Annotated in this window: 16 protein-coding genes; 10 read left to right on the forward strand and 6 right to left on the reverse strand. The window is 72.4% G+C overall.

Annotated elements, in window-relative coordinates; translation table 11 throughout:
* Window positions 1-269 precede the first annotated feature (269 nt).
* From OG788_RS31930 to OG788_RS31940, 3 genes are all read left to right on the forward strand, one after another.
* Window positions 270-926 carry a response regulator transcription factor gene (locus tag OG788_RS31930; protein WP_406374681.1) on the forward strand — a complete coding sequence of 219 codons (657 nt, stop codon included), beginning with the start codon at window positions 270-272 and terminating at the stop codon, window positions 924-926.
* Window positions 923-2563 (forward strand): sensor histidine kinase, encoded by a 1641-nt coding sequence (locus OG788_RS31935; protein ID WP_406374682.1) that lies wholly within the window; start codon window positions 923-925, stop codon window positions 2561-2563. The genes OG788_RS31930 and OG788_RS31935 overlap by 4 nt, the downstream gene beginning before the upstream one ends.
* A gap of 82 nt (window positions 2564-2645) precedes the next feature.
* On the forward strand, window positions 2646-3836 hold the full coding sequence (locus tag OG788_RS31940; protein WP_406374683.1) for a PotD/PotF family extracellular solute-binding protein: 1191 nt from the start codon (window positions 2646-2648) through the stop codon (window positions 3834-3836).
* A gap of 86 nt (window positions 3837-3922) precedes the next feature.
* Here OG788_RS31940 and OG788_RS31945 read toward each other — a convergent pair whose 3' ends face one another.
* Window positions 3923-4885 carry a DMT family transporter gene (locus tag OG788_RS31945; protein WP_406374684.1) on the reverse strand — a complete coding sequence of 321 codons (963 nt, stop codon included), beginning with the start codon at window positions 4883-4885 and terminating at the stop codon, window positions 3923-3925.
* Between the two features lie 150 nt (window positions 4886-5035).
* On the opposite strand from OG788_RS31945, the gene OG788_RS31950 reads away from it, so the two are divergent.
* Window positions 5036-5956, forward strand: coding sequence for a LysR family transcriptional regulator (locus OG788_RS31950; protein WP_406374685.1), 921 nt, complete (start codon window positions 5036-5038; stop codon window positions 5954-5956).
* A 46-nt stretch (window positions 5957-6002) separates the two neighbouring features.
* Here OG788_RS31950 and OG788_RS31955 read toward each other — a convergent pair whose 3' ends face one another.
* The 3 genes from OG788_RS31955 to OG788_RS31965 all read right to left on the reverse strand — a co-directional run bounded on the left by OG788_RS31955 (window position 6003) and on the right by OG788_RS31965 (window position 15027).
* Entirely contained in the window at window positions 6003-9335 is a 3333-nt protein-coding gene (locus tag OG788_RS31955; RefSeq protein WP_406374686.1) for an ATP-binding protein, read from the reverse strand.
* A 158-nt stretch (window positions 9336-9493) separates the two neighbouring features.
* Entirely contained in the window at window positions 9494-12469 is a 2976-nt protein-coding gene (locus OG788_RS31960; protein WP_406374687.1) for an FG-GAP repeat domain-containing protein, read from the reverse strand.
* Window positions 12469-15027, reverse strand: coding sequence for a S8 family serine peptidase (locus tag OG788_RS31965; RefSeq protein ID WP_406374688.1), 2559 nt, complete (start codon window positions 15025-15027; stop codon window positions 12469-12471). Before OG788_RS31965 ends, OG788_RS31960 begins: the two co-directional genes overlap by 1 nt.
* A gap of 347 nt (window positions 15028-15374) precedes the next feature.
* On the opposite strand from OG788_RS31965, the gene OG788_RS31970 reads away from it, so the two are divergent.
* From OG788_RS31970 to OG788_RS31995, 6 genes are all read left to right on the forward strand, one after another.
* Complete coding sequence (locus tag OG788_RS31970) at window positions 15375-15740, forward strand: sortase-dependent protein (RefSeq protein ID WP_406374689.1); 366 nt, start codon at window positions 15375-15377, stop codon at window positions 15738-15740.
* On the forward strand, window positions 15737-16360 hold the full coding sequence (locus OG788_RS31975) for a class F sortase (protein WP_406374690.1): 624 nt from the start codon (window positions 15737-15739) through the stop codon (window positions 16358-16360). Before OG788_RS31970 ends, OG788_RS31975 begins: the two co-directional genes overlap by 4 nt.
* Before the next feature lie 177 nt (window positions 16361-16537).
* The gene (locus OG788_RS31980) at window positions 16538-17029 is read left to right on the forward strand and encodes an RNA polymerase sigma factor (protein WP_406374691.1); all 492 of its coding nucleotides are present in this window, start codon (window positions 16538-16540) and stop codon (window positions 17027-17029) included.
* A complete protein-coding gene (locus OG788_RS31985) occupies window positions 17013-17516 on the forward strand; it encodes a hypothetical protein (protein WP_406374692.1) in 504 nt (167 codons plus the stop codon). Before OG788_RS31980 ends, OG788_RS31985 begins: the two co-directional genes overlap by 17 nt.
* Before the next feature lie 177 nt (window positions 17517-17693).
* Window positions 17694-19058 carry an FAD-dependent oxidoreductase gene (locus tag OG788_RS31990; protein WP_351540396.1) on the forward strand — a complete coding sequence of 455 codons (1365 nt, stop codon included), beginning with the start codon at window positions 17694-17696 and terminating at the stop codon, window positions 19056-19058.
* A 62-nt stretch (window positions 19059-19120) separates the two neighbouring features.
* Complete coding sequence (locus OG788_RS31995; protein ID WP_406374693.1) at window positions 19121-19648, forward strand: hypothetical protein; 528 nt, start codon at window positions 19121-19123, stop codon at window positions 19646-19648.
* On the opposite strand, the gene OG788_RS32000 is transcribed toward OG788_RS31995, so the two are convergent.
* Window positions 19641-20789: a serine hydrolase domain-containing protein gene (locus OG788_RS32000; protein ID WP_406374694.1), complete on the reverse strand. Its 1149-nt coding sequence runs from the start codon at window positions 20787-20789 to the stop codon at window positions 19641-19643. The two genes, OG788_RS31995 and OG788_RS32000, sit on opposite strands and share 8 nt — an antisense overlap.
* Before the next feature lie 435 nt (window positions 20790-21224).
* Window positions 21225-21908 (reverse strand): glycerophosphodiester phosphodiesterase, encoded by a 684-nt coding sequence (locus OG788_RS32005; protein ID WP_406374695.1) that lies wholly within the window; start codon window positions 21906-21908, stop codon window positions 21225-21227.
* Window positions 21909-21937 lie beyond the last annotated feature (29 nt).

Here is a 21937-nt window from a genome sequence, read left to right on the forward strand (position 1 = left end):
GCGGCGGTTACGGCGCGGGAACGGCCGTCCTTATCGGGACGCAACAGGAGCGGCGTTCGGCCGGGTGAACGGGGGCTGCCGCTCGGCCCGGCAGGCAGCGAAGGGGGAACGGGGTTCGGCAGTGGCGCGTCGGGCGGGCCGTCAGTGGTGCGGTGGGCGGGGCCGTCAGTGGCGGCGAGGTGCGCGGGTCCGGCGGCGGCAGGGGAACGGGGTGCCCGCACAGGGGGCGCTTATCTCCGTGTAACCGTCGGACCGCCACACTGACCGCCATGCGTGTGCTGGTGGTCGAGGACCATGAAGAGCTCGCCGAGACGCTGGCAGCCGGGCTGCGCCGCGAGGGCATGGCGGTCGATCTCGCGCTGGACGGGCCCACGGCGCTGGAACGCGCCGGTGTCAACGCCTACGACGTCGTGGTGCTCGACCGCGATCTGCCCGGCGTCCACGGCGACCAGGTGTGCCGGACGCTGGCCGCGGGCGGCAGCCGGGCGAGGGTGCTGATGCTCACCGCGTCCGGCACGGTGGCCGACCGCGTCATGGGGCTCGGCCTCGGAGCCGACGACTATCTGCCGAAGCCGTTCGCCTTCGCCGAACTCGTCGCGCGTGTACGGGCGTTGGCGCGGCGTGCGCAGCCCGCGCTGCCTCCTGTCCTGGTCCGCGGAGAGCTGCGGCTCGACCCGGCGCGACGACAGGCGACCCGGGGCGGTTCGGGGCTCGCCCTCAGTCCGAAGGAGTTCGCCGTGCTCGAACTCCTGCTGGCCGCGCAGGGCGCCGTGGTCTCCACCGAGGAACTCCTGGAGCGGGCCTGGGACGAGGCGGCCGACCCCTTCAGCCAGACCGTGAAGGTCACCGTCAGCCGCCTTCGCCGCAAACTGGGGGAGCCGCCGCTGATCGCGACGGTGGACCGGGCGGGGTATCGGATCGCATGACGGACCTGTCCGGCGGCCCGAACCGGCCGGCTCCGTACGGCGTGCGGTGGCAGCTGGCTCCGCGCAGCATTCGCTGGCGGCTGACCCTGCTCTACAGCGCGCTGTTCATGGTGGCGGGGGCGGCGTTGCTCGGCTTCACCTACCTGCTCGCGTCGCGGTCCAAGCCGTCGACGGCCGTCGGCTCGAGCGTGGAGTCGGGGCTGCCGGCGGGCAGCGGCTTCCCCAGCCCCGATCCGCCGACGCTGACGATGTACGCCGAGGCCCTGCGCGCCGATCAACTGCACCAGTTGCTGGTCGAGGCGGGCATCGCTCTCGCCGTGATGACGGTCGCCTCCGTGGCCCTCGGCCGGCTGATGGCCGGACGTGTCCTCGCACCCCTGCGCACGATGACCGCCGCCGCCCGGCGTATCTCCGCCGACAACCTCCGGCAGCGGCTGGCGGTGCCGGGCCCCGAGGACGAACTCAAGGCGATGGCGGACACCTTCGACGACGTACTGGGGCGACTGGAGGGCGCGTTCGAGGCGCAGAAGCAGTTCGTGGCCAACGCCTCGCACGAACTGCGCACCCCGCTCACGCTCCAGCAGGCGATCGTGGACGTCGCCCTCGCCGACCCCGGTGCGTCCGTGGAGAGTCTGCGGGCCGCGTGCCTTCGCGTGCGCGCGGCCGGACAGGAGCAGGCGCGGCTCATCGACGCCCTGCTGACACTCGCGCGCAGTCAACGGGGGCTTCAGCGGAGCGAGTTCGTCGACCTCGCGGAGATGGTGCGGGGGCGGTTGCCGGACGGTGCGGTGGTGGCCGGCGGCTCCGCCGACAGCACGGGGTCGTCCGGTGGGGTCGAGGGTGGGGAGGGGGCGTCCGGTGGGGGCGAGGACGGTGAGGTGCCGTCCCGTGGGACCGGGGAGCGCTGTGAGACCGGGGACGGTTGTGGGACCGAGGACGGTCGTGGGACCGGGGACGGTGAGGTGCCGTCCTCCGGGGGCGAGGACGGCGGGGTTTCGTCCGGTGGGGGCGAGGACCGTGGGCCGCGGGTGCGGGCCGACCTCGACTTCGCGCCCGTCCTGGGTGATCCGCAGCTGATCGAGCGGCTGGTCGTCAACCTCACGGACAACGCCGTACGGCACAACAGCCCGGAAAACGGGGAGAGCTGGGTTCGTCTGTGGACCGGGACCGAGGAGGGGCGGCCCGTGCTGCGGATCGACAACACCGGCCCGGTGATCCCGCGCGACCAGGTGGCCGGACTCTTCCAGCCGTTCCGGCGCCTGGGTGCGGAACGGACCCATACGCACCCTCGGCCCCGCCCGCGAGGGAAGGGCCACCAGCGGGACGGCCTGGGCCTCGGCCTGTCCATCGTCACGGCCGTCGCCACCGCTCACGGCGGCACGGTCGAGGCGTGGCCCCGTCCGCAGGGCGGCCTGACGGTGAGGGTCACGTTCCCACCGTGCGCACCGCCCGTCACCCGGCCGGTGTCGGCCGACGGGCACGCGTCCCGGCCGGGGCCGGGGCCGGCCGACGGTCCGGCGTCCGTGCGACCGGCCGACAGGAGTGCTCCCCGTACGCGGCCGACCGAGGGGCCCGCTTGCTCCGCGAGCCCGGGCGGCGCGCACCCGCCCGGGGCCTTCGGAACGCCCGGGAACTGATCGACAGGGTGTCGGGTCGGCGGGCGAGTGCTCGACGCAGCGTCCATTGTCCGCACCCGGCGCGGGTGGGCATGCTTCGAGCGTGCCAGTGAATCGGAAGACCTCGCCCCTGTCCCGCCGGTCCCTGCTGCGCGCCCTGGGCGGCGGTGCCGCGCTCGGAGCCCTGGCGGGGTGCGGGGTGCCGGCGGCGTACGTGGGACCCGGCGACCGGGCCGGAGCCGACCTCTCCGCCACGGACAAGCGGCTGACCTGGGCGAACTGGCCGCTGTACATCGACACCGATGACGACGACACGACCAGCAGGCCGACGCTGGAGGCCTTCGAGAAGCGCACCGGGATCTCCGTCGACTACATCGAGGAGATCAACGACAACGACGAGTTCTTCGGCAAGATCAGCCCGTCCCTGATGAACCATCAGCGGACGGGCCGGGACCTCATCGTCATCAGCGACTGGATGTGCGCCCGCTTCGTCCGGCTCGGCTGGGTCCAGGAGATGGACCGGGCCAAGCAGCCGAACGTCACCAAGTACCTGGACCCACTGCTGAGTTCGCCCGCCTTCGACCCCGGCCGCAAGTCGTCGGTGCCCTGGCAGTCGGGGATCACCGGCATCGCGTACAACCGCCGCAAGGTCGGCCGCGAGATCAAGCACGTGTCCGACCTGTGGGCCGACGACCTCAAGGGCCGGGTCACGCTGCTCTCCGGCCTGGACGAGGCGTTCGCGCTGCTCATGCAGGGCAACGGGGTCGACATCACGAAGTGGCGCGCGGACGACTTCCACCGGGTGTGCGATCAGGTCGAGAAGCACGTGAGCACCGGTCGGATCCGCCGCTTCACCGGCAACGACTACATCAAGGACCTCTCCAGCGGGGACGTCCTGGCCTGCCAGGCCTACTCGGGCGACGTGATCCAGCTCCAGGCCGACGATCCCGACATCCGTTTCGTCGTCCCGGAGGAGGGCGCCGAGTTGTGGGCCGAGTCGCTGATGATCCCCAACCTGGCCCGGCACAAGGCCAACGCGGAGAAGCTCATCGACTACTACTACGAGCCCGAGGTCGCCGCCGAGCTGGCCGCCTGGGTCAACTACGTCTGTCCGGTCCCCGCCGCGCAGGACGTCCTCGCCTCCTCCAAGGACAAGGACACCGCGGCCCTCGCCGAGGACCCCCTGATCTTTCCCGACGCGACCATGCGCAAGCGCCTCGCGATCGCCCGCGACATCACCTCCACCGAACGTACGGAGTTCGCCAAGCGCTGGAACGCGATCGCGGGGCTGTGATCGGCGGTCAGCTGTCTTATGACGAGGCGTGAATCCTTGCTCCGGCGCGGATGGCGGGGGTCGGGGGACCTCGCGCCGGATGGCGGTCACGTACCGCGCAGGGCGCCGTGGCGTGACCGGAGCCGTCGGCCAGGGCCCGCGGGGCCGTCCGTCGCGTCCTCGGCCGGAGCGCCGTTCCGTCGCGTCATCGCGACGCCCACGAGGACCACGGCCATGCCCAGCACCACCCGGACGCTGAGGTGTTCGCCCAGGACGGCCACGCCGAGGAGAACGGAGACCACCGGCAGCAGGTAGCCGACCACGGCCGCGCTGGTGGCGCCCTCGTCATTGATGATCCGGTAGGTGAGGTGGAACGTGATCGCGGTGCAGAAGACTCCGAGAACGACGGCCGCGACCAGGACGACCGGGCCGGGGTCGATCGGCTTCAGGCCGCCGATCGGCATCGTGACGGCGGTCAGTCCGCTCGCGGCGACGAGTTGGGCGGCGGAGAGGGAGATGGTGGGGGTGCCCTTACGGACCAGGGTGCGACCCATGTACGTGAACGCGACGGCGTAGCTGGCGGCCGCGCCGAGGATGGCGAGCGCGCCCCAGCCGATGGCCCCGGTCGTCTCCCAGGGGGCGAAGATGATGACCGTGCCGGCGAAACCGAGCAGAAGACCCGTCAGGCGGACGGGACGGAGCCCGCGTTCCGAGCCCAGGGCGAGACCGAGCGCGATCGACCAGAGGGGAGTCGTGGAGTTCAGGACTCCGGCGAGACCCGAGTCGACGGTCTGCTGGCCCAGGCTGAACAGCGCGAACGGGAGCGCGTTGCAGAAGAAGGCCGCGACGACGATGTGGCGCCAGACGGTGACGCCACGAGGCATGCTCCGGCCCGTCGCGTAGCAGGCGACGGTGAGGACGAGCGCGCCGAGGACACAGCGGATGAACGTGACCTGGAGCGGGGAGAGCCCGCGCAGCGCCAGTTCGATCCAGAGGAAGGTCGAGCCCCACAGCAGAGCGAGCACGGCCACCCGCGCACCGCCCCGCAGACTCCGTGTACCGCTGCTCACGATGGCTTTCCTCGATTCGGTCGATGTCTCGCTCGGTGGTCGGTTCCGCGGTCGGTCCGGCGGGCCCCTCGGTCCCGGTCCTTCGAAGGTGCCTCAGTCAAGCTTTGAGGACAAGCGAATGGTTCTACCCATTCTGTTAAGCTGTGCTACATGCTTGACGTGAGGCGACTGCAGGTCCTGCGCGCGGTGGTCACCAGCGGCACGGTCACCGCTGCCGCGGCCCACCTCGGCTACACACCGTCCGCCGTCAGTCAGCAGGTGGCGGCGCTGGAGAAGCAGGCCGGCACGGCGCTGCTCGAACGGGTGGGCCGCGGGGTGCGGCCCACCGCCGCAGGCCTGCTGCTCACCGAGCACGCGGCCCTGATCGGCTCTGCGGTCGCCCAGGCGGAGACCGCCCTCGCCGACCTCCGCGCGGGACGCACCGGACGCCTGGCGGTCCGCTACTTCGCCACAGCGGGGTCCACGTTGGTGGCCCCCGCCCTGGCCCGGCTGCGTGCCGAGCACCCCGGCGTCCGTGTCGACCTTCAACTCGCCGACCCGGAGGACCCGTTCCAGGAAGTCGCACGAGGCCGGGCCGACCTGGCCGTGGTCGTCCAGGCGCGTGACCGTGCCGGCGACGGCTTCCGGCTCGTCCACCTCCTCGACGACCCCTACGCCGCCGTACTGCCCCTCGGTCATCCGCTCGCCGACGAGGAGATCATCGACCTGAGCGCGCTGTCCGGCGAGCAGTGGGTCGGCAGCGAGCCGCCCGGGCCCTGCCTGGAACCGGTGATCGACTCCTGTGCGGCGGCCGGTTTCAGTCCCGACTTCGTCATCCAGAGCGAGGATTACGCCACCGCTCAGGGCTTTGTCGCGGCCGGTCTCGGTGTCGGCCTGATGCCGCGGCTGGGGCTGCGCAGCCGGCACCCCGGCGTCGTCGTACGCCCGGTCCGCAACCCCGAGCCGGTCCGGGTGATCTCGGCGGCCGCACGGGAGATCGCCTTCGAGCAGCCCGCCCTGCGCGGTCTGCTGGACGCGCTGCGCGACGCGGCCACCACCGCCGACCCCTCCGACGGCCCCGGGTCGGACTGACCGCGTCAGGAGGGCTGCCTCCGCGTCCGCGCCTCGGAGCGGCCCGCTACGCCTCGCGCAGCAGAGCCCGTGCCGCCCGGCGCGCTCCGGCCGGATACGGCAGCCCTCCGGCCAGTGACTCGGCCCGCTTCAGTTCCTCCACGCCCTCCCGGGTCCGCGCGAGCCGGGACAGGGACGTCCCGAGAGCGATCCGCGCCTCCACCTCGGCGAGCCGTTCTCCGGTGCGCTGGGTCCGGGCCACCTCGGTGCCGGCGATCCGCAGCGCGGCCTCGGCCCGCCCTGACAGGAGTTCCGCCCAGGCCACCAGCACGGGCGCGTCGTCGGCATGTCCGTCCAGGGCGTTCAGCGCCTCGTCCGGACGGCGTGCGTGCAGCGCGAGTTCGGCGCGGGCCGTGCGTACCTCGTGCTCGGCCTGCCGGTCCCCGAGCGCGGTGGCGACCGTTTCGGCGCGGTCCAGGAGCGCCGTGGCCTCCGCCGTCTCGTCCAGGAACACCCGCACCCGCGCCAGGGTCGTGAGCGCGTACGGAAGGCACCAGGCGTCGTACGCCTCCGCGCCCGCCACGGCTTGTTCGGCGAGAGCCCGGGCAGGCTCGGGCTCTTCGAGCAGCAGCCGGAGTTCGGCGAGGTTCGCCCGCTCGAACGCGGCGGCGGTCGGATCACCGGACCGTTCGGCGAGGCCGAGCGCGCGGGTCCCGATCTCGACGGCCTCGCCCAACCGGCCGGCTCGCCGCGCGTTCTCGCGCAGGGTCGACAGGACCGAGCCGAGCAGCGTCGGATCCCCGTACGCCTCGGCCGGTGCCAGAGCCTGGTCGCCGGCTTCGCGTGCCTGGTCGAAGCGGCCGGCGAGTCCGAGGTTGGTGGCTTGCAGGGCGAAGGCGCGAGCCGCGAGCCCCTGCCCCCGCAGGCCCGGCACGTTCCGTGCGGCGGTCAGGGCGTGCCGGGCGGCTTCCGCGCCGGCCCCGTAGCGTCCCTGGACGCAGCGGATGAGGGACAGGGCGAGGAAGTGGGCGGCAGCCGGTTCCGGCGCGGTGTCCGCCGTGACCGGATGCTCCCGCAGCGTTCGGCGACCGGAACCGGGGACGCTCGTCTTGACGAGTGTCTCGGCGAGCAGCGCCGCGGCGAGGACCGCGTCGTCGTGGTCGCCGCGCCGCTCGAACTCGGCCAGGGCGAGCCGCAGAGCGTCGGCCGCCTGCTCGAAGTGGCCCATTCTCCGCAGGACATGGGCGTGCGCGAGCCGGGCGCGGGCCGCGTCGACGTCCAGCCGGGCCACCAGGTCGCGGTAGTAGCGGTCGGCGGTGTCGTTGGCGTACAGGGCCGCGGCCCGCTCGGCCGCCCGGCGCAGGTACTCGGCCGCGCGCGGGTCATCGGCGCGCGCGAAATGGGAGGCGAGCGCGTCGACGGCATCGGGCCGGCGCCGCCGCACCGCTTGTGCGAACGCGGCGTGCAGCTGTCTGCGGCGGACCACGGCCAGCTGTTCGTAGCAGGTCAGCCGGACCAGCGGATGCCGGAAGGCCACCCCTTCCTCGGACCGCCCGGCCACCACGACGTGTCGTTCCTCGACGAGCGAGGCCGCGATGGCCTGCTCCAGGGCATCGGCCGCGGCGGCGCCGGACACCGGTGGCCGCAGACCGTGTTCGGCGACGTCGAGCAGCTCGGACAGTGCGGCGTCGCCCCCGGCCACGGAGAGCGCCTCGACGATGCGGCGTGCGTCCGGGGCGAGCCGTACGAGCCGGTCGGCCACCAGTTCCCGTACGCCCTCGGGGGCGTGGTCGCCCGGGACCCCGTCGGCCGGGCCGCGAGCGAGTTCGAGGGCGAACAGCGGGTTGCCGAGGGAGAGTTCCCACACACGATGGATCCGGTCGTCGCCCGGCGCGTCCGCAGCCGCGTCGCGCACCACCGCCAGGCATGCCTCTTTGTCGAGCCGTCCCAACTCCCGCCGTACGGCCAGACGTTGGCGCAGCAGCGACGCCACGACCGAGCGGCGCGTATCGCCCTCGGGGAGTTCTTCCTCGCGATACGTCGCCAGAAACCGCAGCGCCGTGCCCCGCTCCACGGCCCGCCGGGCCAGATGGCCGAGCAGTTGGTACGAGCCGGTGTCGGCGGCGTGCAGATCGTCGAGGACCATCAGCACCGGGCGCACCGCGGCCAGGTCGCCGAGCAGCGCCGCGCTCGCCCGGAACAGCCGGTCCCGCTCCTCCTCGGGACTGCGCTCACCGGTCGCTCCCACCTGCCCCAGCGACGGCAGGAACGAGGCCAGTTCGGGATATTCGGCGCCGACCCGGGCGCGCTCGGCCGCACTGTGCCCGGCGAGCCATCCCTCCAGCGCCTCCGCGAAGGCCCCGTACGGTGTGTGCCCCTCGGCGTCCCGGCCGCCGCCCCACAGCACGGCGGTACCGGCCGAGGTGGCCCGCCGCGCCACCTCGGCGACCAGGCGGGTCTTGCCCACGCCCGCCTCGCCGGTGAGGAGCGTGACCGGCGGGCCGTCCGCCGAGAGGAGCCGTTCGAGCACGGCGTCACGGCCCCGCAGCACGGGCGCGCCACGGGCGGTCCGCAGCGGGGCCGGGAGCAGGGGCGTGGCGGGGACGGGGGCGGGGGCCGCGGCCAGCGCGAGCCGGTGCAGCCGCTCCGTCTCCGGCCCCGGCCGTACGCCGAGTTCGGTGTCGAGCGTGTCGCGGCACACGTGGTACTGATGGACGGCTCGCCGACGGAGCCCCTGGCGCAGCCAGGCGTCGATGAGGAAGCGGTGGGCCATCTCCTCGGCGGGGCTGACGGCGAGGACCTGCTCGGCGAACGCGGCCGCGTCGGCCGGGGCACCCCGCTCCAGGTGCTCGCCGGCGAGCCGGAGCAGCAGTTGTTCGCGCAGAAGTGTGAGCCGGGCGCGCCGGTCGTCGGCCCAGCGCGCGTAGCGGTCCTCCGGGAGCACCTCGCCGGTGAACCGGTCCAGGGCGCCGGTCAGTTCACCGATCCCGCCGTCGGCGAGGGCCGCGCGGGCCGACGTCTCGGCCTCGTCGGCGTCGATCCACACGGTCGCGGGGTCGAGCTGGAGGAGCCCCCCGTCGGAGACGAGGTACGAGGAGGAGGCGCGCGGCGCGAGTTCGGGTTCGAGGGCGTGGCGCGCGGCGTGCAGGGCGACCCGCAGACTGCCCGCGGCGGCATGCGGATCGGCGTCGGGCCAGCAGACGGCCATCGCCTGTTCGCGGTGCAGGCGGTGCGCGGGCGACACGGCGAGGAGTTTCACCAGGGCCTGGGCGCTGGGCCGGGGCCACCGTTCGGCGAGTGCGGGGCCGCCGTCCCGGGTGGCCCGAAAACCGTTGAAAAGGTGCAGCCGGAGCAGCGGGGCGGACGGGGTCGTGCGGTGGGGCGGCTGCTGCGGACTCATCAGGGCGCCACTGTAGCCGAGCGTGCCGAGGACCCCCCGGGCGTGTGCCCGGGGGGTCCTCGGCCGACCCGATCCGACCCGACCCGACCCGGCAGGCTCAGGTCAGGTCAGGTCAGGTCACGTCAGGTCACGTCAGGTCGAGCAGGTTCCGTACGACCTCAGGAGAGCTTGTACGTGGTGACCTGGTGGATGGCGTTGTTCGGCAGGTAGTAGCGGCCGCCGAACTCCTCGGCCGTCCGGTCGACGCCGTTGTAGTCGCCCGTGAGCGAGAGCGCCTCGTCGACCCCGTCGCCGTCCAGGTCGGCGGCGAGGTAGTCGCGCGCACCCATGATGGTCGCGCTTCCGACGCCGTTCGCCCAGGTGTCGGCGGACTCGAAGATGCTCGGGTCCCACAGGTAGAGCCCGCCCTCGACACCGGCGACCAGCAGCTTGCGGCCGCCGGGACCGGTCAGGAAGCCGCCGCCGTAGGACTGCGGCAGCACCCCGGCCTTGGAGTCCACGCCGTCGGCCTCGTACCGCCGGAACGAGGCCGTGCCTCCCTCGTACAGCACACCCTTGTCGGTGAAGTAGCTGAAGTGCGTCCACAGGCCGCCCGCGTAGCCGGAGTGCAGCACCTCACCGGTGCGGCCGTCGCGGATCTCGAAGTAGTTCCGCGGGCTGAGGGATTCGGCACCGTTGATCTCGAGCGGGGCGGTGACGTTCCACTGGTAGACGACCGCGTGCCCGTCCGCGTACGGGATGTCCTCGGACGCGAGGATGCCGTCGTTCGGGGTGGCGGTACCGACGCCGCCGACCGCCTCCGCGGGGGCCTTCGGCGCCACGTCCCAGCGGACCCTGCCGTTCTTGGCGTCGAGCGCGACGGCGTCGGTCACCGCGTCGGTCCGCTGGTACGCGTTGAGGCTCGCGTAGGCCGCGTAGACCTTGCCGTCGTTCACGGACGGGTCGGTGAAGCGCACGTCGCCGGCGCTCTTGGGCGCGCTGTACGTCCACAGGGCGTGGCCGTCGCCGTGGTAGGCGCGCAGGGCGTCGGTCGGGACGAGGATGTCCAGCTCGCCGTCCCCGTTCAGGTCGGCCAGCTCGGCCGAGCGCACGTACTGGCCCGCGCCGCCCTCGATGGTGGCGAGGATCTTGCCCGTCCTGCCGTCGAGGACGACCACGGCGGTGTCGGCCGCGACGACGATCTCCGGCCTGCCGTCGCCGTCGACGTCACCGGTCTCGATGTCGTGCACCGCGCCCGGCACGGTGGCCTGCCACAGCTTCTCGGGCTTGCCGCCCACCAGCGACGGACCGGAGTAGGCCCACACGCCGTCGGACGAACCGGCCATGACGACGTCCTTCTTGCCGTCCTTGTCCAGGTCGGTGGCCTTGGCGTACGCGATGTCGCCCATCAGCGGCGTCACGTCCTCGGCCTTGCCGCTGCCGAGCTTGAACGTGCGGATGTTCTCCGCCTGGTCGACGACCCGCACGTGTGTGCCCCGGTCGTCGCTGAAGACGTCCTGGTACATCGGGGCGGCGGCGATGCCCTTCTGCTGCCACTTGATGTCGCCCTTGGCGGAGTAGACCGTCAAGGACGCGTACCGTCCGCCTCCGGGGTTGTTCGCCCCGTTGATCTCGCGGTCGTCCTGGGCGGAGGTGACCAGCTTGCCGTCGGCCACCTGCAGCCGCCAGACGCTCGCCGCGTCCTTGGAGTTGTCGGCGTCGCGCTTGACCGTGCTCGACCACAGCAGCGTGTCGGGGTCGGTGCCGTCGAGCACGCGCACGGTGCTGGCGTTGACCCAGTAGCCCTCGTCGAGCGAGGACTCGGCGACCGCGTACTCCTCGCCGTCCTTCGCGGTGAGGTCACCGACCGTCAGCGCGGTGGGCAGGACGTTGTCCCGGGTCTCCAGCGTGGCGCGGTGACCGGTTTTCACGTCGTAGGAGGCGACCTCGTAGCGCACGGCGTCCGTCGCGTCCCGCTGCTCCAGCGCGACGATCCGCTCGCGACCCGCGTCCAGGCGCAGCTGACGGCCGTAGAGCGCGCTGTCGGTCTGCCAGTCCACCGAGCCGTCCGCCGTGTCGAGCACGAGGGTGCGGCCGCGCCCGTCGACACCGGTGGCCTTGGCCAGGTTCCAGGTGAGGGCGACCTTGCCCTTGCCCAGGTCCTGGATGTCGCCCCAGTTGCCCTTGCGGGCCTCCCCGGTGTCGTACGTCCAGGTCTGTGCCGGGGTCAGCACGCCGTCCGCGGAGGAGAAGCGGATGCCGGTCAGGGTCATCGTGGCGGCGGCCGGGACCTTGGAGTCGCCGCTCATCCGCGGTGCGTCGGCGACCAGCAGGGTGCCCTCGACGATCTTGACCATGGAGGCGCGGTTGTACAGCTTCGACCACACGGTCCTGCCGGTCTTGCCGTTGAGGACCGTCACGAACGTGCCCGTGGTCAGCGACGACCCCGGCGAGGTGAACGGACGCGGGTACGGCGTCGTGCCGACCTGCGCCGAGAAGACCACGTCCGGGACGCCGTCGCCGGTCAGGTCTCCGGTGGAGTATCCGTTGTCCGAGTTGGCGGAGAACGGCGAGACCGCGTTGTAGCCCATCAGGATCTGCGCCGGGTACGGCTCGGTCCGCCACGGCTGCGTCGGCTTGACCTGCCAGTCCGTGAAGAAGGAGCTGCTGGTGCGCGCCCACACCTCGCTGCCGTCGGCCGTGTGCCGCTGCACGTAGCCCATGCTGTTGACGGTGAAGTAGTCGCCGTTCTTGCCGACGGGCACGGTGGCGCCCATGCCGCGCACGCCTTCCAGCGTGGAGGCACCGGTGAGCGTGACCTTGGTGGTCGGGTCGACGTCGGCGGAGGCGCCGTCGAGCTGGGAGCCGCTGCCGGTGTCCGTGCCGGAGCCGGAGCCGGTGTCCGTGCCGGTGCCGTCGTCGGCGGGCTTCGGGGCGTCGTCGGACTTCGGGCTGACCGTGCTCGTGCCGGTGGCGTCGGCGTACGGGTCGAGGCTGACATGGGCGGCCAGCGTCTCGGCCTCGGCACCGGTCAGCTTCATGGCCGAGCCGCTGTCGTCGGCGGCCAGGGCCTGCGGGCTCACGCTCAGGCACAGGCCCGCCGCGACCAGGGCGGAGGCGAGGCGCAGGGCCCGCCGGGACTGGGGGGCTCTCATCACTTGGCTCCCTGCGCGAAGCGGACGGCGGTGCCGTCGGCGATCACGGACTGGTTGTAGGAGTACTGGAGGGCGTCGGTGCCGGACTGGTTCGCGATGCCGACGGTGGCGCCCGCGCCCTTGTCGGCGACCGACTGGTACTGGACGGTCACGGAGCCGGTCGCCTCGTCGAAGACGACCTCGAAGGAGGAGCGGCCCGAAGTGCCGTTGGCGTAGGCGGCGTTGTTCCAGACGACGGCGAACCGGCGGCTGCCCGTGGTGCCGGTCGTGGCGGTCTGCACCGACGACTTCTTGTCGAGGGTCAGGTCGTCCCACAGCGGGGCGATGATGCCCTTGACGCTGTTCGCGCCGGTCGTCGGCAGCGCGGTGTTGCTGTAGTCGCCGACGCGCGAGGACAGGAAATCGACCAGGCCGTCGGTGGTGACGGAGGCGGAGGAGTACGAGACCCCGTACAGGCTCACCGCGAAGGGCAGCGCGACGCTCGCGGAGTCCTCGTCACCGGTCAGCGAGACCTTCTTGGAGCCGGCGATCCAGGAGTACGCGGCCGGGGCGCAGCTGTTGCCGGAGCTGTCGGTGCGGGCCGGGACCCGGACGTCCTTGGCCAGGTCGGCGGAGGCGACGGTGGCGGTACCGGTGTAGACGCCGTTGCACAGGACCGGCGCCGCGGGCTTCACCGTCAGGCCGTAGGTGCCCTCGGCGACCTTCGCGAAGCTGTAGGTGCCCTTGGCGTCGGTGGTGACGGCGGCGACCGGGGAGCCGGTCAACTCGACCGTGGCACCCGCGAGCGCCTTTCCGGAGACGTCGAGCACGGTGCCGGCGACCTTGTGGGAGGCCACCGCTGTCAGCGCGAAGTCCTGGGTGAGGGCCTGGTTCTCGGTGACCGTGACACCGGTGGCCGAGCCGGTCGCGTAGCCGTAACCGCTGTACGCGAAGGCGTACGTGCCTGCCGGCAGGGCGATGCGGTACGTGCCGTCGGCGGCGGTGGTGACGGTGCGGACGTCGCCGCCGGTACCGGTGGCCGAGACGGTGATGTTGGCGAGGGCCGCGCCGGTCGCCTTGTCGGTGGCCTTGCCGGTGACGGTGGCCGCGGTGTGCGGGGCCAGGTCCACGGAGGCGAGGATGTCGAGCTTGCCCTGACCCCACACGTTGTTCATGCCGGCGGTGCCGCCGCAGTGGGTGTCGTCGACGTCGCGCGCGCCCTGGTCGAGCAGCGCACGGGTCTCGTCGATCTTGCCGATCAGCGAGGGGGCCGCCGACCACAGCAGCGCGACGGCGCCCGCGACGTGCGGTGTCGCCATGGACGTACCGGATATGGCGTTGTACGACGAACCGGGCCACGTGGACCGGACGTTGACGCCCGGCGCCGAGATGTTCGGCTTCATCGAGCCGTCGACCAGCGAGGGGCCGAAGCCGGAGAACGAGGCGATCGTGCCGGCGGAGTCGTAGGCGCCGACGCCGTAGGACGGGGCCTGCGAGCCGGGGGCGTGCGCGGTGGAGCAGGTCTTGCCGTCACCGTCGTTGCCGGCCGCGAACGCCTCGAAGATGCCGGCGGCGTTCCACGCCTCGACGATGTCCTGGTAGAACGTCGTGTCGCCGCCGCCCCAGGAGTTGTTGACGATGTTCGGCGCGAGGTCCGGGCGCGGGTTCTGACCGTTGTGGTCGGTGGGCGCGAGGATCCACTGTCCGGCCGCGAGCAGCGACGCGTCCGAGCAGGAGGAGGACTCGCAGCCCTTGGCGGCTATCCACTTGGCGTTCGGCGCGACACCGATGCCGTTCCTGCCGACCATCGTGCCCATCGTGTGGGTGCCGTGGCCGTTGTTGTCGCAGGGGACGCCACTGGTGCCGCACTGGCCGGTCGGGTCGTACCAGTTGTAGTCGTGCGTGAAGGAGCCGTCGCCGTTGTTGCCCCGGTACTGGGCGACCAGGTCGGGGTGGTTGTACTGCACGCCCGAGTCGACGTTGGCGATGACGATGCCTTCGCCGCGGTCGTCGTACTGCTTCCACACGTCGTCGGCGCCGATGTCGGCGACGCCCCACTCGGGGGTGTCGTCACCGCTCGCCGAGGAGTCCGTGCGCGACGTGGTGATCTCGCTGTCGGCCGTCTCGACGCTGTCGAGCTTGTAGTGCTGCTCCTTGACGATCGACGCGACGTCCGAACGCCTCGCCAGCTCGTTCACGAGGTCCTGGTCACCGGTGACCTGGACCGCGTTCGCGATCCAGTAGTCCTGGTGGCCGATCCTCTTCCTGTCCAGGAAGGACGTGAGGGAGGCCTGGCTGTCGGCGGCGTTCGCGCGCAGCTCCTTGAAGGCGGCCCTGGCCCTCGCGGCGTGCGTCTTCTGCTTCTTGGCGCCGGACAGGGCCGCCTGGTCCTTCAGGAGGACGAAGAACGTCGCGTCACCGCCCTTGGCCACGGCGGCGGTGAGTGTGGAGTCGACCTCGGCCGACGGGGCGGTGTCGGCGGCGAGCGCGGGTGTCGACGCGGTCAGCAGGGCGGTCGCGGTGAAGGCGGCCGCCGCCCAGACGGCGCGTCTGCGCCGGGGCGGTTGGGGCAGGTGCATCTGGGGTGCTCCTCCAGGAACGGTACGGGGGAGCTCGGACGCTAGGCAGCCGCCGTTACTCGGGCATTACAGGGTTCGACCCGGCCGTACAACTGCCCGCTTTCCAGGGCGAACCAGGTCATGTGCCCCCATACGGTCGCGTCAACACCGCAGACGAACGGGGGAGATTGACACCAGGACGGACGCGGACGGCCGCCGGCGCAGCCCAGTTCCCGCATGGCGCGGCTTCCGCACTGCGGCTTTGCCGTCTCTTTACAACCCCGTCCGCCGCCGGCTCGTCTCTCCGCTCGATCCGTAACCGGCCCGCCGTTCCGAGCGGCGGGCCGACCGACGAAAGAGAGCGATTCATGCGCCGAACCGTCTTCAGTGCCACGGCACTCGCGTGCACCGCCGTGCTGGTGGGCACGGTGCCCGCGTTCGCCGACGGGACGTCCCCGAGCCCCACGAGCCGTCCGAGTGTCACGGCCGCGCCGGCCCCGGCGAGCTCCGCCGCGACGCGTACGCCCACCGCCGCCCCGAGCGCCGAACCGACGCGGGTGCCGTCCCCCGGACAGGTCTCCGTGCGGCCGAGCGGAGCGCCCGACACCGGTGTGGTGCCGACGGCGAACTCCGCCGGGCAGGGCGGGCTGATCGGGGGGAGCGCCGCGGCGGTGTTCGTCGTCGGAGGCGCGGCCGTCCTCGTCGTACGCCGCCGGCGGGCGACCGGGGCATGACGCCTCTCTCCAGGCGCGCGTTCGTCACCACGGCCGCGGCCGCGCTGCTCGTGGGCTGCGGCGGCCACCCGGCCGCCCCGCCCGGCGGGAAACCCGCGACCGCAGGGCCCGGCGGCGCGTCCACGGCCGCACGGCCGGCCGCGAAGCCGGCGCGTGCGCTCGGGCGTTCGGTCCCGGTCCGTCTTCGGATACCGGCCATCGGGGTCGACACCCCGCTGATCCGGCTCGGACTGGCCCCGGACGGCAGCGTGCGGGTGCCCCCGATCGCGGCGCACGACCGGGCCGGCTGGTACCGGAACTCGCCGACGCCCGGCCAGAAGGGCCCGTCGGTGATCCTCGGTCACGTCACGGTCGGCTCGTACGGCGACGGCGTCTTCCGTCACCTCGCGCGGCTGCGCCACGGCGACCGGATCGTGGCGCGCCTGGAGAACGGCAGGTCGGCGGAGTTCGCCGTCAGCGCCGTACGCACGGTCGCCAAGGCCGACTTCCCGGCCGACGCGGTCTACGGCGACGTGGACCGCCCGGAGCTGCGGCTCATCACCTGCGGAGGTCCCCGCTCCGGAAGCGGTTACCGCGACAACGTGATCGTGTTCGCGGCGCTGAGCTCCGCGAGTCCCTGACGGGCGTCCGGCCGTCCGTCGGGGCGCCGGGTGGCCGTTCCGCCCGCGCGACCGTCGCGTTCCCCGTCGCAGCCTCCGGGTCCCCCGCGGACGCGGAGGCGGGATCCTGGGCCGATGGACCGTACGCCCTCGGCCCGGGATCCTTCCCTTCGAGTCCTGTCACGACCATGGAGAGTGTTGAAAGGGTCCCGTGAGAAGGCGGCGTCCGAGCTGTTCGCCGCCCTCTATCCGCGCCTCGCCGGCTGGTGCCGCCGTCTCGTCGACGACGACGAGACGGCCCACGAGATCGCCTCGGAGGCGTTCACCCGGCTCTGGTCCCGCTGGACCTCCGTGGCCGAGCCGCGGGGGTTCCTCTACGTCACCGCGGCCAACCTCGTCCGGGACCACTGGCGCAAGCTGGAGCGGGAACGCAGGGCCGTGCGCCGGGCCACCACCGAGGCCGTCGTCGGCCCGCCCAACGAGCAGGCCGATCCGTCCGTACGTCTGCTCGTGCAGTCGCTGCCCGAACGGCTGCGCGTCCCGATCCTGCTGCACTACTACGCTGACATGCCGATCCGGGAGGTGTCCGTGCTGACCGGGCGCAAGGAAGGCACCGTCAAGGCCGATCTCCACGCGGCCCGCGAACTGCTCCGCGCCCACCTGAGGAGAAGTCTTGATCACACACTCTGACGACGGTCCGGACTTCGACGCCGAGGACCCGCTCGCCGTCATCATGCGGCCCCCCTCCGACTACCTGGGTCCACCGCCGGGCCGCTACGAGGCGATCCGCCGGGGTGCCGCCCGCCGCCGGCTGCTGCGCGCCGCGGCCGGAGCCGGCCTGGCCTGTGCCGTCGGTGTCCTGGTCGCGCTGCCGCTCCGGTCGGCGGCACCGGAGTCGCCCGTGTCCCCGGTGGTTCCGCTGGCCCCGCCGCCCGCGAGCAGTCCGTCGGCCGAGCCCACGCCGTCGGTGTCGCCCGGGCGCGTCAGCCCCCGGCCCAGCGCGACCGGCCGCTCCGACCGGACCTCGGCGCCGAGCACCGCGCCCGGCTCCACCGGACCGACCCGCTCGCCGGCGCGCACCGGATCGCCGTCGGCGACGCCCACCTCCGTGTCCGTCGAGCCGTCCGCCGTCCGGACCGGGGCGAACCCCACCCCGTCGAGGGCGGTCCAGCGCTAGGCGGGTGGCGCGAGCGACAAGGCCTCCGGCCGGTTCTCCGGCCACCCATAAAGCGGACCTTGATCACCCATAAGTCAGCCTTATGAGGTCATAGCCCCGACCCGCCTACTGACTTAGGTTTGCCTCAGTTTAGGCTTCCCGTCGAGTCCCCTGCCCCTGCTCGAAGGGAATCTGATCATGCCTCGCCCTCTGCGGGTAGCCATTGTCGGAGCCGGCCCCGCCGGAATCTACGCCGCCGACGCGCTGCTGAAATCCGCAGTGGCCGCCGAGCCCGGCGTGTCCATCGACCTGTTCGAGCGGATGCCGGCCCCGTTCGGTCTCATCCGGTACGGCGTCGCCCCCGATCATCCCCGGATCAAGGGCATCATCACCGCCCTGCACCAGGTGCTCGACAAGCCGCAGATCCGTCTCTTCGGCAACGTCGACTACCCGAGGGACATCAGCCTCGACGATCTGCGCGCCTTCTACGACGCGGTGATCTTCTCCACGGGCGCCACGGCCGACCGGGCCCTCGACATTCCCGGCATCGACCTCGACGGCTCGTACGGCGCGGCGGACTTCGTCTCCTGGTACGACGGTCACCCGGACGTTCCGCGCACCTGGCCGCTGGAGGCGGAGAAGGTCGCCGTCCTCGGCGTCGGCAATGTGGCGCTGGACGTGGCCCGCATCCTCGCCAAGACCGCGGACGAGCTGCTGCCCACCGAGATCCCGCCGAACGTCCACGAGGGCCTCAAGGCCAACAAGGCGCTCGAGGTCCACGTCTTCGGCCGCCGCGGTCCGGCGCAGGCGAAGTTCAGCCCGATGGAGCTGCGCGAGCTGGACCACTCGCCGAACATCGAGGTCATCGTCGACCCCGAGGACATCGACTACGACGAGGGTTCGATCGCCACCCGGCGCGGCAACAAGCAGGCCGACATGGTCGCCAAGACCCTGGAGAACTGGGCCATCCGCGACGCAGGCGACCGCCCGCACAAGCTGTTCCTGCACTTCTTCGAGTCGCCGACCGAGATCCTCGGCGAGAACGGCGAGGTCGTCGGCCTGCGCACCGAGCGCACCGCCCTCGACGGCACCGGGAACGTCAAGGGCACGGGCGAGTTCAAGGACTGGGACGTCACCGCGGTCTACCGCGCCGTGGGCTACCTCTCCGACAGCCTGCCGAAGCTGCCCTGGGACGTCGACTCGGGCACGGTGCCGGACGCCGCCGGCCGTGTGCTGGAGGACTCCGGCGAACACCTGCGGTCCACGTACGTCACCGGCTGGATCCGACGCGGTCCCATCGGTCTGATCGGTCACACCAAGGGCGACGCCAACGAGACGGTCGCCAGCCTGCTCGACGACCACGCCAACGGCCGTCTGGGCGTCCCCTCTTCGCCCGAACCGGCCGCCGTGGACGCCTTCCTCGGCGAGCGGGACGTGCGTTTCACCACGTGGGACGGCTGGTACCGGCTGGACGCCGCGGAGAAGGCGCTCGGTGAACCGCAGGGCCGCGAGCGCGTGAAGATCGTCGAGCGCGAGGACATGCTGCGGGAGAGCGGCGCCTGAGTCGTCGGAGCCCCGGGCGGGGCGGTTTTGAACACGTTCAAGTCGGGGCGTAGGCTCCAGGCATGAGCGACAGAGCCGCCCTGCTCAAGGGCATCCGTGCGTGGCTTGTCTTTTTCGTCGTCAGCCTGGTGCTCAGTGGCGCCACGGCCTTCCCGCTGGTGCACGAACTCCACTGGACCGAGGACCTGTTGCGGTCCCTGTCCGTGTCGGAGCACCTGCCCGCCCTGATGGACTGGATCGAGCGGGTGCGGCACGGCCTCGACGACGCCGACTCCCAGTACCCCTTCCTGCTCTACGGAACGGACTGGCTGGCGTTCGCCCACCTGGTGATCGCGGTCGCCTTCTACGGTCCGTACCGCGATCCGGTCCGCAACATCTGGGTCGTCGAGTTCGGGATGATCGCCTGCGCCGGCATCGTCCCGCTGGCCCTGATCTGCGGACCGATACGCGGAATCCCCTTCTGGTGGACGGTCGTCGACATGTCCTTCGGGATCTTCGGGGTGATCCCCCTCTATGTCGTACGGAAGAGGATCAAGCGCCTGGAGGCGCTCACCCCGGAGCGTGCGACCGCTCCGGTGCCCGCTACTTGAGGGCCGCCGACGCGATCCGCTGGGCGACCTTGTTCATCGACTCGCCCTTGGCGTCGGTGGAGTTGACCGAGAACACCAGGATGCGGGACAGGTCCCGGGTGGCCACCACGACCGCGCTGTAGCCGTAACGGGCGCCCGACTTGAGCCAGTACACCTCGCCCCCGTACGCGAAGCGCTGGAGTCCGGCGCTCATGTCGGCGCCCTCGATGCCCGAGGGCAGGGTGAACATCTCCTCCAACTGCCGTGCCGGGACCAGGTCGCCCCTGAACAGACGCCTGATCAGACGCTCCAGGTCCGCCGTCGTGGAGATCATGTCGCCGGCCGCCCAGGGGTCCGCCTGGTTCCAGTCGGTGACGTCCACGAACGTCGTCGTGCCGTCCGGCTGCGGCACCGCCTGGTAACCATGGTTGTGCGGCCCGTGGATGCGCGGGTCGGTGCCGGGGAAGTACGTGTGGCGCATCCCGGCGGGCCGGAGGATCCGCCGGTCCGCCTCGTGCGCGTACGAGCGGCCGGTCACCTTCTCGATCAGCAGGCCCAGGATCGTGTAGTTGATGTTCAGGTAGTGCTGCCGGGTGCCCGGCGCGAACTCCGGTCCCTTCGCCACCGCCGAGGCCACGACCTCGCGCGGCGTGAGGGTGTCGAAGCGGTGCGCGTAGACGTCCTCGAAGTCGTCGCCGAAGCCGTCACCGGCCTGGATGCCACTCGTGTGGTTGAGCAACTGCCGTACGGTGACGGGCTCGAAGCCGGCCGGCAGCAGCCCGGGGAGGTACTTCTGCACCGGAGTCCCCAGCCCCACCCTGCGCTCGGCCGCGAGTTGGAGGACGACCGCGGCCGTGACGACCTTCGTCGTGGAACCGGCCCGGAAGCGGGCCTCGGGATCGGCCGCGCGCCCGCTCTCCAGGTCGTGCACCCCCGCGCTGCCGCGCCAGGTGCCGTCGGTGCCCCCGACCCGTACGAGCGCCGCCGTCGCGTCAGCGTCCGGGAGTCCGGCCAGCGCGGCGCGCAGCGCGTCGGCGTCGGGTGCGGCGGTCCGTGCCGACGACGTGGTGGGGGAGGCGGACGCCGGGGCGCCCAGTGGTCCGGCCGCGAGACCGAGAGCGAGGGCGGCGGCGAGGGCGACTACAGGGCGGCGTAAGGACATTGAGTGCTCCTGAGGGCGGTGAGCTGGAAGCGGACTCCCGTCATCCTCAGGCCCCGCGCGATCCTCCGGATCCTCACCGAGCAGGGCGCCGTCCCCGGTATCCGGGCGAGGGTCGCCCCTAAGGGACGACCGGACCACCCCGCCCGGTCCCGGCGCCGCCGCCGTGCCCGACCGGCCGCGGCACGGGTCCGGCGTTGCCCTTTCGACGCACCGCCGCGCCCGGTCCGCAGAGGGCTTCACCCGACGTTGCCGCGTCCGGTCCGCAGAGGGCTTCGCCCGACGTTGCCGCGTCCGGTCCGCCGACGGGGCACCCGCCGCGTCCGGTCTGCGGACCGCGGACCGCAGACCGCAGACCGCAGACCGCAGACCGCAGACCGCAGACCGCGGTCCGCGGTCCGCCGTCCGTCATCGGCGCAGCCCTGCGGGTCCTCCGGCTCAGTCCCTGCGCAGGGCGGTCAGTGCGTCGATGCGGTTGGTCGTGATCGAGTCGACCCCCACGTCGAGCAGCCGGCGCATCGAGCGACGGGTGTCCGGGGTCCACACGGAGAGCAGGTGGCCGTCGCGGTGGACGCGGGCCGCGAGATCCCGGTGCACCAGACTGAAGCGGTAGTTGAGCCAGCGCGGCCGTACGGCGTCGAGCAGCGCCGGGCGCGGCGGTGCCAGGGTCGTCCAGGTCAGCGCGATCTCCGCGGACGGGTCGACGGCCCGCACCGCGAGCATGGCGGGTGCCGCGGCGCAGTAGTACACCCGCTCCTCCGCCCCGCACGCCCGCACCACGTCCACGACCTCGCGTACGACCCCCGCGTCCACCGCTCCCGGCAGATCGATCATGACCCGTGTGTCGCCGGTCGCCTCCAGGGCCTCCGCCAGCGTCGGCACCCCGCCCGCCGTGAGCCCGCGCACCTCGTCGCAGGAGAGCGAGCCCAGCGGCCGGTCGTGGTCCCACAGGCGCTTGAGCGTCTCGTCGTGCAGCAGTACGGGTACGCGGTCGCGGGTCAGCCGTACGTCGATCTCGATGGCGTCCGCGCCCTGGTGGAGCGCGGAACGCAACGAGTCGATCGTGTTCTCCCGGGCGCGGTAGGGGTCGCCGCGGTGGGCGACTGCGATCACGGTGCGCATGTGCCCATTGTGCTGGGTCGGATCTGCTG

The organism is Streptomyces sp. NBC_00647 (assembly GCF_045207245.1).
In the GTDB taxonomy this organism is placed as follows: Bacteria; Actinomycetota; Actinomycetes; order Streptomycetales; family Streptomycetaceae; genus Streptomyces.

Coding starts and splice junctions, on each gene's coding strand:
- OG788_RS31970 (WP_406374689.1), top strand. CDS start 15,375: ATGCGCCGAACCGTCTTCAGTGCCACGGCACTCGCGTGCACCGCCGTG.
- OG788_RS31990 (WP_351540396.1), top strand. CDS start 17,694: ATGCCTCGCCCTCTGCGGGTAGCCATTGTCGGAGCCGGCCCCGCCGGA.
- OG788_RS31935 (WP_406374682.1), top strand. CDS start 923: ATGACGGACCTGTCCGGCGGCCCGAACCGGCCGGCTCCGTACGGCGTG.
- OG788_RS31975 (WP_406374690.1), top strand. CDS start 15,737: ATGACGCCTCTCTCCAGGCGCGCGTTCGTCACCACGGCCGCGGCCGCG.
- OG788_RS31965 (WP_406374688.1), bottom strand. CDS start 15,027: ATGCACCTGCCCCAACCGCCCCGGCGCAGACGCGCCGTCTGGGCGGCG.
- OG788_RS32000 (WP_406374694.1), bottom strand. CDS start 20,789: ATGTCCTTACGCCGCCCTGTAGTCGCCCTCGCCGCCGCCCTCGCTCTC.
- OG788_RS31960 (WP_406374687.1), bottom strand. CDS start 12,469: ATGAGAGCCCCCCAGTCCCGGCGGGCCCTGCGCCTCGCCTCCGCCCTG.
- OG788_RS31995 (WP_406374693.1), top strand. CDS start 19,121: ATGAGCGACAGAGCCGCCCTGCTCAAGGGCATCCGTGCGTGGCTTGTC.
- OG788_RS31950 (WP_406374685.1), top strand. CDS start 5,036: ATGCTTGACGTGAGGCGACTGCAGGTCCTGCGCGCGGTGGTCACCAGC.
- OG788_RS31955 (WP_406374686.1), bottom strand. CDS start 9,335: ATGAGTCCGCAGCAGCCGCCCCACCGCACGACCCCGTCCGCCCCGCTG.
- OG788_RS31930 (WP_406374681.1), top strand. CDS start 270: ATGCGTGTGCTGGTGGTCGAGGACCATGAAGAGCTCGCCGAGACGCTG.
- OG788_RS32005 (WP_406374695.1), bottom strand. CDS start 21,908: ATGCGCACCGTGATCGCAGTCGCCCACCGCGGCGACCCCTACCGCGCC.